The sequence below is a fragment of the Synechococcus sp. R5-13 genome (genome assembly GCF_047462015.1).
Classification (GTDB): Bacteria; Cyanobacteriota; Cyanobacteriia; order Thermostichales; family Thermostichaceae; genus Thermostichus.
Genome location: NZ_JANSIL010000035.1, coordinates 1 through 12,363, shown reverse-complemented (window position 1 = coordinate 12,363; position 12,363 = coordinate 1). Strand labels below are relative to the sequence as shown.

At 58.2% G+C, this 12,363-nt stretch carries 11 protein-coding genes; 1 reads left to right on the top strand and 10 read right to left on the bottom strand.

Annotated features, from left to right (window positions below; translation table 11 throughout):
- Window positions 1-39 precede the first annotated feature (39 nt).
- The 8 genes from NW840_RS02990 to purF form a co-directional block, all read right to left on the bottom strand.
- A complete protein-coding gene (locus NW840_RS02990) occupies window positions 40-1,881 on the bottom strand; it encodes an NFACT family protein (RefSeq protein ID WP_414342321.1) in 1,842 nt (613 codons plus the stop codon).
- A gap of 243 nt (window positions 1,882-2,124) precedes the next feature.
- Complete coding sequence (locus tag NW840_RS02985; RefSeq protein WP_011433718.1) at window positions 2,125-2,730, bottom strand: DUF3727 domain-containing protein; 606 nt, start codon at window positions 2,728-2,730, stop codon at window positions 2,125-2,127.
- Between the two features lie 107 nt (window positions 2,731-2,837).
- Window positions 2,838-3,074 carry a gas vesicle protein GvpG gene (locus NW840_RS02980; protein WP_011433717.1) on the bottom strand — a complete coding sequence of 79 codons (237 nt, stop codon included), beginning with the start codon at window positions 3,072-3,074 and terminating at the stop codon, window positions 2,838-2,840.
- A 189-nt stretch (window positions 3,075-3,263) separates the two neighbouring features.
- The gene (locus tag NW840_RS02975; protein ID WP_414342319.1) at window positions 3,264-3,653 is read right to left on the bottom strand and encodes a hypothetical protein; all 390 of its coding nucleotides are present in this window, start codon (window positions 3,651-3,653) and stop codon (window positions 3,264-3,266) included.
- 665 nt (window positions 3,654-4,318) lie between these two features.
- Window positions 4,319-4,879, bottom strand: coding sequence for a hypothetical protein (locus NW840_RS02970; protein WP_414342317.1), 561 nt, complete (start codon window positions 4,877-4,879; stop codon window positions 4,319-4,321).
- Window positions 4,880-5,221: 342 nt separating this feature from the next.
- Entirely contained in the window at window positions 5,222-5,644 is a 423-nt protein-coding gene (locus tag NW840_RS02965; RefSeq protein ID WP_414342315.1) for a thiol-disulfide oxidoreductase DCC family protein, read from the bottom strand.
- An 11-nt stretch (window positions 5,645-5,655) separates the two neighbouring features.
- Window positions 5,656-6,180: a peptide deformylase gene (def, locus tag NW840_RS02960; protein WP_414342313.1), complete on the bottom strand. Its 525-nt coding sequence runs from the start codon at window positions 6,178-6,180 to the stop codon at window positions 5,656-5,658.
- A gap of 52 nt (window positions 6,181-6,232) precedes the next feature.
- Window positions 6,233-7,861, bottom strand: a complete 1,629-nt coding sequence (gene purF / locus NW840_RS02955; protein WP_414342312.1) for an amidophosphoribosyltransferase — start codon at window positions 7,859-7,861, stop codon at window positions 6,233-6,235.
- Window positions 7,862-8,206: 345 nt separating this feature from the next.
- Here purF and NW840_RS02950 point away from each other — a divergent pair, with 345 nt between their 5' ends.
- Entirely contained in the window at window positions 8,207-8,863 is a 657-nt protein-coding gene (locus NW840_RS02950) for a hypothetical protein (RefSeq protein ID WP_414342310.1), read from the top strand.
- 33 nt (window positions 8,864-8,896) lie between these two features.
- On the opposite strand, the gene NW840_RS02945 is transcribed toward NW840_RS02950, so the two are convergent.
- Together NW840_RS02945 and NW840_RS02940 are read right to left on the bottom strand one after the other, a co-directional pair.
- Window positions 8,897-10,294: an aspartate aminotransferase family protein gene (locus NW840_RS02945; protein WP_011429583.1), complete on the bottom strand. Its 1,398-nt coding sequence runs from the start codon at window positions 10,292-10,294 to the stop codon at window positions 8,897-8,899.
- Window positions 10,295-10,432: 138 nt separating this feature from the next.
- Window positions 10,433-12,148, bottom strand: a complete 1,716-nt coding sequence (locus NW840_RS02940) for a succinate dehydrogenase/fumarate reductase flavoprotein subunit (RefSeq protein WP_414342308.1) — start codon at window positions 12,146-12,148, stop codon at window positions 10,433-10,435.
- Window positions 12,149-12,363: the final 215 nt, after the last annotated feature.

Genomic DNA, 12,363 nt, shown 5'->3' with positions numbered 1-12,363 from the left:
AACCTGCCCACTTGGCCAGAAACGAAGTGACCAGTTGCGTCAGTGTGGCCCAAGGGCTGACGCAATGAGCAGCTGCGCATGGCTGGGCCGCCCCCAAAGCACCTGCTCCTGTTTGTAAACGACCATGCCGGGCGGGGATCCCTTGGGTTTGAACACCAGTTTCGGGCGAGTGTAGACTACCGGCACCTGCTCGCTGAGGCGACCGCGGCTGAAATGGGCCGCCAAATCAGCAGCCGCCTGCAGATCTTCGCTTTCTGCTACAGCCCCGGGGGGCAAGCGCAGCAGCACATGACTGCCGGGGATCTCTTGGGCATGAAACCACCAATCGTGTTCCTGAGCCACGCGAAAGGTGAGCTGATCATTTTGCAGGTTGTTGCGCCCCACCCAAATGGAGAAGCCACTGGGGCTGGTAAAGCGGTGGGGGTTGAAGGTTGCCGGTGAGGCATGTTTTGAGCTCGCCCGCAGAGACTCTGTCCCGCTGTTGCGAGTGGGACTCTCCAAGTAGCGCTGTTCAATCAGCTCGGTCTCAATTTCCTTGAGGGTGGTCAAGTCTTGGGGATCCCGATAGGTTTCCAGCTGCTGTAGAGACGCTTCCACCTGCTCGAGGTAGAGGATCTCTTGGCCAAGCGCCTCTTGTAGGGGCCGGATAGCATCCTGGGCCCGTTTTTGTTTGCGGTGCTTGCGGTAGTAGGCTTGGGCATTGAGAATAGCATTTTTCTCAGGGTCGAGAGGGATCTTGACCGTCTGGCCGCTGGCAAAATCCGGCAGCTCGATGTGGTGCAGCCCTGGCCGCCAAAGGTGGAGGTGCGCCATCAACAAGTCGGCAGCTCGTTTGGAGACTTCCGCCTGGGTAGAGTCGGCCAGCATCGCCTCAAATTGCTCTCGCCGCTGATAGAGCTTTTTCAGCAGGGTGGATACCCTTTGCAGCAGACGGTGGCGCTCTCGCTCAAACTGTTCACGATTAAGCTGAGCCTGGTAGTAGCTTTCCAAAAGTTGGTGCAGGTTGGGCCGAGAGGGTTGCTGCAGGGATTCCGTCCCACCAACGCGAACGGCACTGCTGACGGGAGGGCTTGCCCAGCCGAGAACGGTGTATCCCTGGGGAGTGGGAGCTGGGTCAAACTGGCCTGTTTCCAGACGGGTTAACCAGTCTTGCCACCTGGCAAACAGTGCCTGCCAATCGCGGGCAGAGAGGTGATCGGTGGAGGTTTGCGGCGGGATCCCAGCCTGATGACACATCGCTTCCACCAAGTGCCGACTGAGGCCGCGATAACAGCGCAACAGCCGTTGGCCGATGGGGCCAGGGATCAGGGCGACGCGCTCTTGCCACCAGGAAAAGGGCTCGGATCGCTGCGGGATCGGGTCGGTTAGGGCCGGAGGAGCCTCGTAGGGCAGGCCCGGCTGCACTGGACGGATTCGCGATTGGCGCTCGCTTACCCCATGGCCACTGGCCAAGATCATGCCCGCCTCGTCCACCAAAATGGCATTGCTGTGCTTGCCCATCACCTCCAGGTAGAGATGGCGATAAGGGGGATCCCCGGGCCGAGGGGCAAAGCGCAAGTCAATCACCCGTTCCCAATCCTCCAGCAGAGCCAGCTCCGTCAGAGCCAAACCCTTCAGGTGCCGTTGGAGGAACTGGCTAAATTGAAAGCCATCCGGCTCTTTGGGAGGAGGCTGACAGAGGTGGAGACGGGCCGCCTGAGGATGCCAGCACAACAGCAAGCAGGGGCGGGCAGTGAGGGTGCGCAAGCCAATGACCACCGTCCACAGATCGGTCTGTTGGATCCATTCCACGCGGGCAGGCAACACTGGATCCCGACCTGTCTTAGCCTGGGTTAGATCGGCGAGCACAGCACGCAGGGTGGTTAAATCAACCGGCTGCATCCCTGTTGCTCCTTCGCTACGCAATGCTCAGGCGGCTGGTCTGAGGCTGGCTTATTCTGATCCTTGGCCCGCAGATCCGACGCCCCCGACAGATGTTGAGACGGGTCTGGAGTGGCTGGTGAAAAACTCTGGGCAAGTTTTACCGGGTAGTTTCACCACCTCTATCCCTATGGTGCTCCGCACCGCCGAGGCGACTGGCTGGGCAGGAGTATCCAACTCGGCAGAACAGAAGGGGTTGACCGCCTAATCTTCGTCTTCATCTTCTTCGTCATCTCCGTCTTCCCATTCCTCATCGAGATCCAGCAGCAGGGCATAGAGCTGATCAAAAAGCTCTGGCGGCTCATCGGGGGTGAGCAGGTAGGGATCCCCTTCGTCAGGCAGAGCGGCGTAGAGCAAAACGGGATCGAGGGGGGTAAAGATGCCGTATTTCTTCTCTTGGTAGAAAAAGGTAGCTAGCAGTTGAAACTCCTGGGCATCTTCCTCGCTCTCGCCCAGCTCGAACACATCTTCCTCTTCGACTGGGGGCAATTCCCCCTGAACCGTGAGGATGTCGAAGCCATTTTGCTGCAAGGTGAGGTTCAACTCCCCCAAGACAGCCTGGATGGTGGGCAGGGTAGCCTGTAGCTCTTCGGGATCCGGCTCGTCCAGGATCCCTTCCATGTTGGCATCGCCGTTCACCGCTTGGCTGGGTTCTTCTTCCCCTTCCCAAACCAGCACTTTGATCACAGCATCAACGGGAGTCACCAGAGCATAGGTCTGCTCGTCGATGACCACCTGACGCAGGATCTCGCACTTGAGAGGCTGGTTTTGCTCGTCGCGGAGCACCAAGGTTTCATGGGATTCAGTCATTGAAAACAGCCCAGGGTAGGAAAGACGGGGGTGTACAGAAGCTCATTCTCCCATGTTCTGCCCCCCTGCAATGCTGAGGGATCCCTTCCAGGCCCACCGGCAGAACTCTATGCTTCGGCTTCTCCTTCTGCTTGGGTTAAGGCTTCCAGAGCCAATAAAATCTCCTCTTCTCGGCGGGCGTAGGTTTCTTCGTCAATTTCTCCCAAATCTAGCTGAATTTGCAGGGCCGTAAGTTCTTTTTGCAGGTTTTCTTTGCTATCCAGCTGTGCTTCGGCGCGTTCTTGGATCTGCTCTGCTAGCCAAAGCAAACTTTGGGCCGGCCAAGTCAACAATTGCCAAACCATCCCAGGGCCCCTAAAGCAGATGATGAGTCTTCGTAATCCTATCAATTTGGATTCTCAGGTGGCCATTGCCCCGGCCTAGCCGTGAAACTTTTTGTTCCCTTCCTCCCCAAGCTGGAAAGACTGGGACACGCACGAAGCGCCAGGGGAAACACTGGCTATTGGTGCTCAGGCAAGTCCTAGCCGCGAAGACTAATCCTCTCGCTGGTGCTTCTCGATCCACTCCATGAGCTCCCCCTCGGAATGGGTACACAGGCGCTCTCCCGTGATTGGGTCTTGGACAGACCACCAGACCATGCCGCTGCCATCTACCCACTGCCGCACCCGCAGTTCATCGCAGGCCGCCAAGACTGCCTTCAGGCTCTGCCAAAGGTGGCGCAGTCCTCTGAAGAGCGCTGAAGAGAAGGGATCCCTGCCGCCGTACTCGGCTGCCAGCTGCCGCTCTTCTTGTTTCAGCAGCTCCATCAAGCGGGTGTTGTTGGCCGCCCTAGCTGCTTCCAAACGACGGGCCAGGGAGGCTGCTATGTTTTGGCGATGGCGGGCCAGGAGACTTGTCCCCCTCATTTCAGCGATTGCACTCATAAGGCTGCTCTACATACCAGTACCTCTACACGATCAATCCTACCAAAAAATCTGTAGTCAAGGATACGAAAAGTGCAAAACCATCGGTCCTGCACGCTAACGTGCGGGATCCGATCCCAGTGCCCTGCCTGGGAGCTGCCGGAAGTTAATCCAACAAGGGGCCACCTGAGCAGCTCAGATCAATCGGCGGCTTCCCCGGACGGATTTAACGGGGGCTAATCCACAGGCAGCAAATTCAAGCGGAGCGGCAACCGGAGTTTTTCCGCGTCTTGCAGGAAAAAATGCTTGCAAGCCTACTTCCACGGAGCTGCCACAACTCGGAACGAGCCGACCAAAACAGCTTAGGCAGGAGGTGGAGAGGAAAAGGATGGGGGACCATCAACTTCAATGTAGCCTAACCCTCTCTTCTGGACGATGGTCCGTAGCTCCTGAATCAACTTTTGATCTTGGGAAGCGGTACGTGCTCCTAACTCGGCAGCCCATTCTTTCAAGCTTTGAATTTGGTCACGAGCGATGGCAGCTAGAGGAACCGTTTGGCGAATGGCGTTTAAGTATGCCTTTTTCTCTTAAAAACTCTTCTACTTTTTCCTCTGATGATGCTATTTGTAGTAATTCTACTAAATTCATGTTTTACCTCCTATACTACTTATTATAGCATAGGTGGATTATTTTGAGTAATTACCTTGAGTAATTACCTTTTTCTGCGGGGCGTCGTACTTGTTGAGGATGTAGTGTCGCCCACCCGGACCCGTAGGAGGCGCCGGAGCCGAAGTAGGCGGGAATTTTATCCAAGTAACAATGGAGAAGTTAGCCTGTCCGATGGAGGCTAGCGGACCGCTGAGGCTGCCGACCACGGCTCCGGTCAATCCTGATCCTGGGAATTTGACGAAGTCGATCGCGCCGCCGAATTGGCCTGCGATCGGTTGCGGCGCTTGTGTAGCGCCGACGGGCGACTTCATTGGTCCCGCATGGTTATTGCCGATTACCTCCTGCAGGACGGTGCTTCCGTTCGAATCATTCATCGGCCAACAAGCGATTGGCCCTGGCGTAACACCACCAGTCTGACATGAAGTGGCCGGATTAGAGTTTGATTGTGCGTGCGCGATGGCGGCGCTCATCGCCAGCATCATCGATCCAAAAACTAGAACAAAAAGAGATGATTTTCTCATGGTCGTAACTCCTTTCTTCGTCATGATCGCTTCTCGTTGTTCCTTATAAAGCATCAAGGAACTTTCCAATGGTTGATGACGCGCTTTAGCAGACCTTTTGCAAAAAGATTTGCTCTTTGCGTTGTTTTCTAGCTGTCGGCAGCCTTTTACCAAGTGACCACCCAGCCTAAAAGAGGGTCTTTGACAACGTCATAACATTTCCATCCTAGGCCAGCTTTCTCAGGGCCGAAAAGGTGTTCCTGACACACAAACACATCCTGTTTACCAATGAGGTGAGTTAAAAATTATTAAACACTCAGGAGTAATGTATCCCTCGTCAAGGGATCCCTTAAGTACAGCCCCTCTCCTATCGGCCTCCTTCAGTTCAGGTAGCTGGATAAGGGCAAGCATTACCAAGTATTATGGGTTGTCAGCCAAGGGATCCCGGCAGGAAACACAAGCAGGGTAGACAGATAGGTATGGGGTGTTACGGCGGCCAAACCACTCGTAGCGGTGATCCCGGATCTGTTCGTAGCCTCGATCCCCCAGAACCTTCAAGCCAGGAAAGTTGCGGTACAGAGCCAGCCACACCTCCCCGCTCGGCAAAAGGGCGGCAATTTGTTCAATGGCAGCGGATCCCTGCCAGCGGCGCTCTGGGTGCTCCAGATCGATGAGAATCATCCCCAGCTCCACCTGCTCCGGTGGGATCCCCCATTGGGCCAGGGTAGAAGCATCTTGCATGGGGGCATAGCAAAACTGCCGTCCGCGATCCAGTTGCTCCAAGAGCTGAACGCCGGTGGCACAGAGGTTGCAGAGGCCGTCGTAGATAACCATGTAGGGCATGGTGGGATCCCTCAGGCGGGCTGACCCAAAATCTGGGCTTGGTACTGGGCTTCGGTAAGCAGTTGCCGAGGCTGCCGCTGCAGGAACACCCGACCCATCAGGTGATCGTATTCGTGCTGAAAGATCCGCGCCGGAAAATCCTGCCAGACCACCCTTTGCTGAACGCCTTCTGGAGTATAATACTCCACCTCCACTTCGCGGGCGCGGGCCACCAGACCGCGGCAATTGGGCACACTCAAGCAGCCTTCCCACCCCAGCACCTGTTCAGCACTACAAGCCAACAGACGGGGGTTAACCATCACCAAAGGCTGCATCTGTGGGGCGTTGGGATAGCGGGGATTGGGACGAGAGGCCACGATCAGCACTTGGAGCAGGGATCCCACCTGAGGAGCAGCCAAGCCCACCCCCTGCGCCTCTTTCAGGGTAGCCAGCATACCTTCTATAAGATCCTGCAAGGCCGGCGTTTTGAACTCCGTCACCGGCTCGGCCACTTGCGTCAGGATGGGATCCCCCAATTGGCGTAGGCGAAAAGTCATGGCTTGCCCCAAGCAATTCTTCTTCTCAGTCTATCGGGGATCCCTGAGCAGCCTAGCGGCTCTTGCCAGTAGCCACCAGTTCCAGGGCCAGCTTGGAGCGCTTCAGCCCTTCTGGGATGGGGATGGGGTAGTGGCCGGTAAAGCAAGCGGAGCAGAACGAGTTGGGATCCCGGCCCGTGGCAGCCAGCATGCCTTCCCAGCTCAGGTAGGCCAAAGAATCCACTCCAATCTTCTCGGCGATTTCCTCTACGGAATGCTGGGCAGCAATCAACTGATCCTGGCTATCGGTATCGATACCGTAGAAGCAGGGATGGGTGACCGGGGGGCTGGAAATGCGCATGTGGACTTGGGTGGCCCCCGCCTGGCGCAGGGCTTTGACGATTTTCTGGCTGGTGGTGCCGCGCACAATTGAGTCGTCCACAATAACAATCCGCTTCCCCCCCAGCACGTCCTCCAGGGGGTTGAGCTTCATGCGAATGCCCCGCTCCCGCATGGATTGGGTGGGCTGAATAAAGGTGCGGCCCACGTAGCGATTTTTGATCAGCCCTTCGGTGTAAGGGATCCCCAATTGGCGAGCATAGCCAATGGCTGCCGGCGTGCCGGAATCGGGAACGGAGATCACCCAGTCAGCTTCTGCCGGGGCCTCCTTGGCCAGTTGTTCTCCCAAACGCACCCGGTAGGAGTAGACGCTTTCCTCATGCATCCAACTGTCTGGGCGGGCGAAGTAGATCATCTCGAAGATGCACAACTTGGGGGTGGCCTCCGCCCAACGCACCGATTGCAGCCCCTGACGGCTGATCCACACCAACTCTCCCGGCTCCACCTGCCGCAGAGGATCGGCCCCGATGATATCCAAAGCACAGGTTTCTGAAGCCAACACGTAATGCAGCGGCTCGGCCTCGGGGTGGCTGAGGGTGCCGTCGCTGCAGATGATCTCCAGCATCTCTGACTGCAGCAGCTCATCCAGAGCGGGGTTGCTGCTCAAAAGCCCCAACACCAGCGGACGCACCCCATAGGGATCCCGTGCCCCGATCAGGCCCTCTGGCGTGCCGATCACCAGACTAAAAGCCCCCTGACAGCGGCGCAAAGCTTGGCAAGTGGCCGCGATCCAATCTTGACCTTGGTTCACCGCCTGGGCAATGGCGTGGGCAATACACTCGGAGTCGGTGCTGCTGGTTAGGTGCCGGTCGGCGGCCTCCAGTTCCTTCCGCAGCTCTTCCGCATTGACCAAATTGCCATTGTGGGCCAGGGCCAGCGGCCCCAGGCGAGTCTCCACGATCACCGGCTGAGCATTGGCCACGCGGCTGGATCCAGTGGTGGAGTAGCGGGTGTGACCAACCGCCAGATCCCCGGTCAGTTGGGCCAAGTTCACTTCATCGAAGACCTGGGAGACCAAGCCCATCGCCTTGTGAACCCGGCAAAAGGATCCCTCAAAAGTGGCGATCCCTGCCGATTCTTGGCCGCGATGCTGCAAGGCAAATAGGCCAAAGTAGGCCAGCTTGGCCACCTCCTCTCCTGGAGCCAGGATGCCAAAGACCCCGCAAGCCTCTTGCAGCTCTTCCCGGGCATACCCCGCCCCGCTGATGTTTTCTGAGGGGTACAGGGCATCAACGCCAACGGCAGTCTGCCCCTCTGCTTCTCCACAGCCAGAAGATGGTTCTGCTCCCGCCCTTACTGCCATGGATCCTCGTCTTGCTGTCACGCTTACCAGTCTAACTCGGCCCAGGTCATTCCCCTCTATCTGGCTTCACCTCCAAAGGGGAAGTCCACAGGTGGGGTTTGCAAAAAGCTAAGACTCTATCTATAGTGTTAGCAGCGTGTAAGCGCTGCTGTGGCTGAGAAGCAGCCTGGCCGAGTTTTTGAGTTGGACACCACCAAGGCTCGGCTCTCCCAGAACCGGCAGGATCCCAAAGCTTTGTGTTGTGAGGAGTCAAACCCCATGAGACAGCAGCCCCATAGGTTCCGTCAGAGCTGGACGTTAGCAGCCTCCTCTGTAATAAGGGCCAGTGTAGCCGCTCTTCTGTCGTTGTCACTTGTGGCTTGCCAAGAAGATGCCGGCGAACAGCCTGCGGTTACCATCACGCCGATAGCGGTGGTGGCTCCAACGCCCACTCCTTTCCTCATCCCCAGTCCTGTCCCTACGCCGCCGCCCACCCCTCTGCCTACCCCGACCCCCACTCCCCTCTTGAATCCTTTCCCCACTCCCAGCCCCTCTCCCACTGCTTCCTTTGCAGCAGAGCCGCCTTCGATTGCCGTGGTGGCCCTGACGGACGCGCGACAGACGGTACCCTTCAACGTGCTGGTGGCCGTGACGACTCCTGCAGGTTTGGGGGCCGGCATCAGCTTCCGGGTGGAAATCCGACAAAGCCCCCTCACCCTCACCTTTGATTTCACTGCCGCTGCCGTCGGCTGTCAGCCCAACAGCAGAGCCTGCATTGGCACCATCCCCATCACCATTCCCACTTCTGCTCCCACCGGGGATTATGAGGTGACGGCAATGGTGGCGGATACCCAGGGCCGAATTGCTTCGGCCAAAGCTCCTTTACGGGTGTTGCCTGCGCCCAGTCCCTCCCCCTCGCCAACGCCGACCGGCACCCCCAATCCCTTTCCCTCGGTATCCCCTTCGCCCAGACCCAGTCCCTCTCCCAGTCCTTCGCCGACGCCCAGCCCCAGAAGCTTCTAACTCCCTCAGGCAGTCTCTCTTGTCGATTCAGGACTAAGGTAGCTCTTGAAGAACTCGCTTCAGGGTGGCGATCAGGTGTTCAATATGGGCTTCCTCGATGATCAAAGGCGGGGAAAGGGCAATGGTATCACCTGTAGTGCGAATCAATACCCCACGTTCGTAGCAGCGCAAAAAAGCTTCAAAAGCCCGCGCTGTCGGTCGGCCAGGGATCCCTTCCAATTCAATTGCCCCCACCAAGCCGAGGTTGCGCACATCGATGACATGAGGCAAGCCCCGTAGGGAATGGAGAGCCTCCTCCCAGAGGGGAGCGAGGTTGGCAGCCCGCTCGAACAAGCCTTCTTCTCGATACAGGTTCAGGGTAGCCAAGCCGGCGGCACTGGCAACTGGGTGGCCGGAGTAGGTGTAGCCGTGGAAAAACTCGATGGGGCTCCAGGACAGCGTCCTGCTGTTGTCCCCTGGACGGTGCAGGTCATCAGCGGAACCAGCAGCCTCCATGAAGGCGCTGTAGATCTCTTGCTTGACGATCACTGCGCCCATCGGGATGGTGCCATTGGTGAGGCCCTTGGCACAGCAAATCAGATCCGGCACCACTCCGAAATAGTTGGCCGCAAAAGGGGATCCCAGACGCCCAAAGCCGGTGATCACCTCATCGAAGATGAGCAGAATGCCGTATTTGTCGCAAATGGCCCGCAGCTTTTCCAAATAGCCCACCGGCGGCAGCAACACCCCCGTTGAACCGGCAACCGGCTCTACGATCACCGCTGCAATCGTGCTGGCATCGTGGAGAGCGACGATCCGCTCCAAGTCTTCTGCCAAGTGGGATCCCCAGCGAGGCAGGCCGCGGCTAAAGGCGTTTTGCTCCAGGTTGTGGGTGTGGGGTAGGTGGTCTACGCCGGGAATGAGGCTGCCAAAAAACTTGCGGTTGTTGGAGATGCCCCCGACCGAGATGCCCCCAAAGCCAACGCCGTGGTAGCCCCGTTCCCGGCCAATCAGCCGCTGCCGGGATCCCTGTCCGCGTAAGCGATGGTAGGCGATGGCCATTTTCAGGGCCGTATCCACCGCCTCAGAGCCAGAGTTGGTGAAAAAAACGTGATCCAGTCCGGCAGGAGTGAGCTGGATGAGCTGCTCTGCCAGTTGAAAGGCTTTGGGATGGCCCATTTGAAAAGCTGGGGCGTAGTCCAGTTGGGCCACCTGCTGTTGGATTGCTTCCACAATCGGGGGACGACAGTGGCCGGCATTCACACACCACAGCCCGGCAGTCCCATCTAGGATTTGGCGGCCATCGTGGCTGGTGTAGTACATGTCTCGGGCGGCCACCAACAGGCGCGGGTTGGCTTTAAATTGCCGATTGGCCGTAAAGGGCATCCAAAAAGGCTCCAGATTCAGCTCCGCTTGCAGGGCGACGGCTGCTTTCTCCAGGGTTTCTTGCATGGCTGGCCCTCCGGCAGTAGACGAGATTTCAAGCTGGCGAAGATAGAATCCCTAGTATTGGATAATTTTGAAAGGGGCTCCATCCTGCTAACGGGAACGATAGAGCAATCCTAATCGGCCTGGGAGGCCTCTGGAAAGTTAGTATTTTCGCTCCTGAGGGGGAAACCGGGTGATCACCACGGGGCGATAGCTGATCTGAGGGGATCCCTCGCGAAAGGCAGCCAAGGTGTGTTGTAAAAACCGTTGATCATCCCGTTGGGGGTAATCTTCCCGCGCGTGGGAGCCACGGCTTTCCCGCCGTTCCAGGGCGCTGGCGAGGATCAAAGCCCCCACCGTCATGAGGTTGTCCAGCTCCAGCGCTTCGATCAGCTCGGTGTTCCACACCTTGCCCCGATCGTCCAAGCGCAAATCCTGCTCGTAACGCTGGCGGATCTGTTGCCATTTTTGGATCCCTTCTTGGAGAACCGATTCGGTGCGGTAGACGCCGCAATGCTCGGTCATGCAATCTTGAAATTGCCGCCGCACCTGATCAATGCGGCTCTTCCCTGATCGTTCCACGAGCCCGGCAATCCGGCTGGCGGCCTGTTTGAGTAGGGATCCCTCGTCCACTTTCGGCAAGGCTCGACCTCTGACGGCCTCTACCATGGCTGCCCCTGTGCGCCGCCCGAAAACAACGCACTCCAGGAGAGAGTTGCTGCCCAGCCGGTTAGCCCCATGCACCGAAACACAGGCCGTTTCACCGGCAGCGAACAGCCCTTCCACACGGGTTTGGGCATCCCGCAGTACCTGCCCCTCCACCGTCACCGGGATCCCGCCCATGCAGTAGTGCACCGTCGGTCGCACTGGAATGGGATCGACAACCGCATCGATGCCCAAGTGGCGATGGGCCTCCTCCCAACAGAAGGGCAGCCGAGTGTGGATCTTTTCTGCCCCCAGATGCCGCAGGTCTAAGTAGACAAAATCTTTGCCGTCAATACCGCGCCCGGCCCGCACCTCCGTAACAATCGCCCGCGAGGTGATGTCCCGTGGGGCCAATTCCATCTGGCTGGGGGCATAGGCGGCCATGAAGCGCTCCCCCTTCCCATTGATCAGATAGGCCCCCTCTCCGCGCACTGCCTCTGAGATCAACACCCCCACCGGATACAGGCCCGTGGGATGAAACTGCACAAACTCCATATCCTGCAGAGGCAGGCCGGCCCGCGCCACCATCGCCATGCCATCGCCGGTGGAAGCAAAGTCGTTGGAAGTGGAGTTGTAGATGCGCCCATAGCCGCCTGTAGCCAACATAACCGCCTTGGCCCGCAGCACTTCCAGCCGTCCGCTGGCCTGCTCCAACATCACCACGCCCTGGGCTTGGTTGTCCTCCAGGATCAGATCCAGCACATACCATTCGCTGTAGAGTTTGACCCCAAAGCGCTTGAGGTTGCTCACCAACTCGTGTAAAATGGCTTGCCCAGTTTTGTCGGCGGCATAGCAGGTGCGCGGGTGGCTGTGTCCCCCAAAGGCCCGCTGGGCAATGCGGCCATCCGGCAGGCGGGAGAACAAGACCCCCAGGTGTTCCAGGTCAATGATCACCTCAGGGGCTTCCCGGGCTAGAATCTCCACCGCATCTTGATCCGCTAGGTAATCGGATCCCTTGACGGTATCGAAGGCATGAGCCTCCCAGGAATCTTGCGGATCGACATTTTGTAAGGCGGCGGCAATGCCCCCTTGGGCTGCTACCGAGTGGCTGCGAATGGGATGGGTTTTGGATACCAAGGCCAGGTCGAGGCTGGGATCCCGTCGCATAACCTCCAAAGCCGCTCGGCAACCGGCCAGCCCTCCCCCGATGATGACAATGTCGTGTTCCAGCATGGATGCAGGCAAGCTCTCGCAAAGGATTCCGCCACAGCCAGGATGGCGTTTTCCCATTATGGCCGGCCCCAGCAGCCTCTCCAGCAGCACCTGAGTATAGCTCGTTATCAGCAGCGGTGCGGTGCCGTAGGCTTACCACTTTCTGCTGTAAACTACCCGACTCCGACCGCTAAAGCGGTACGGAGCGGGCTTTCAGTAGCCCTGAGCCTGCTCTG

What these genes read in the sequence shown, in the direction of transcription:
- NW840_RS02990 (WP_414342321.1), bottom strand. Translation starts at nt 1,881, where the DNA reads ATGCAGCCGGTTGATTTAACCACCCTGCGTGCTGTGCTCGCCGATCTA.
- NW840_RS02985 (WP_011433718.1), bottom strand. Translation starts at nt 2,730, where the DNA reads ATGACTGAATCCCATGAAACCTTGGTGCTCCGCGACGAGCAAAACCAG.
- NW840_RS02980 (WP_011433717.1), bottom strand. Translation starts at nt 3,074, where the DNA reads ATGGTTTGGCAATTGTTGACTTGGCCGGCCCAAAGTTTGCTTTGGCTA.
- NW840_RS02975 (WP_414342319.1), bottom strand. Translation starts at nt 3,653, where the DNA reads ATGAGTGCAATCGCTGAAATGAGGGGGACAAGTCTCCTGGCCCGCCAT.
- NW840_RS02965 (WP_414342315.1), bottom strand. Translation starts at nt 5,644, where the DNA reads ATGCCCTACATGGTTATCTACGACGGCCTCTGCAACCTCTGTGCCACC.
- def (WP_414342313.1), bottom strand. Translation starts at nt 6,180, where the DNA reads ATGACTTTTCGCCTACGCCAATTGGGGGATCCCATCCTGACGCAAGTG.
- purF (WP_414342312.1), bottom strand. Translation starts at nt 7,861, where the DNA reads ATGGCAGTAAGGGCGGGAGCAGAACCATCTTCTGGCTGTGGAGAAGCA.
- NW840_RS02945 (WP_011429583.1), bottom strand. Translation starts at nt 10,294, where the DNA reads ATGCAAGAAACCCTGGAGAAAGCAGCCGTCGCCCTGCAAGCGGAGCTG.
- NW840_RS02940 (WP_414342308.1), bottom strand. Translation starts at nt 12,148, where the DNA reads ATGCTGGAACACGACATTGTCATCATCGGGGGAGGGCTGGCCGGTTGC.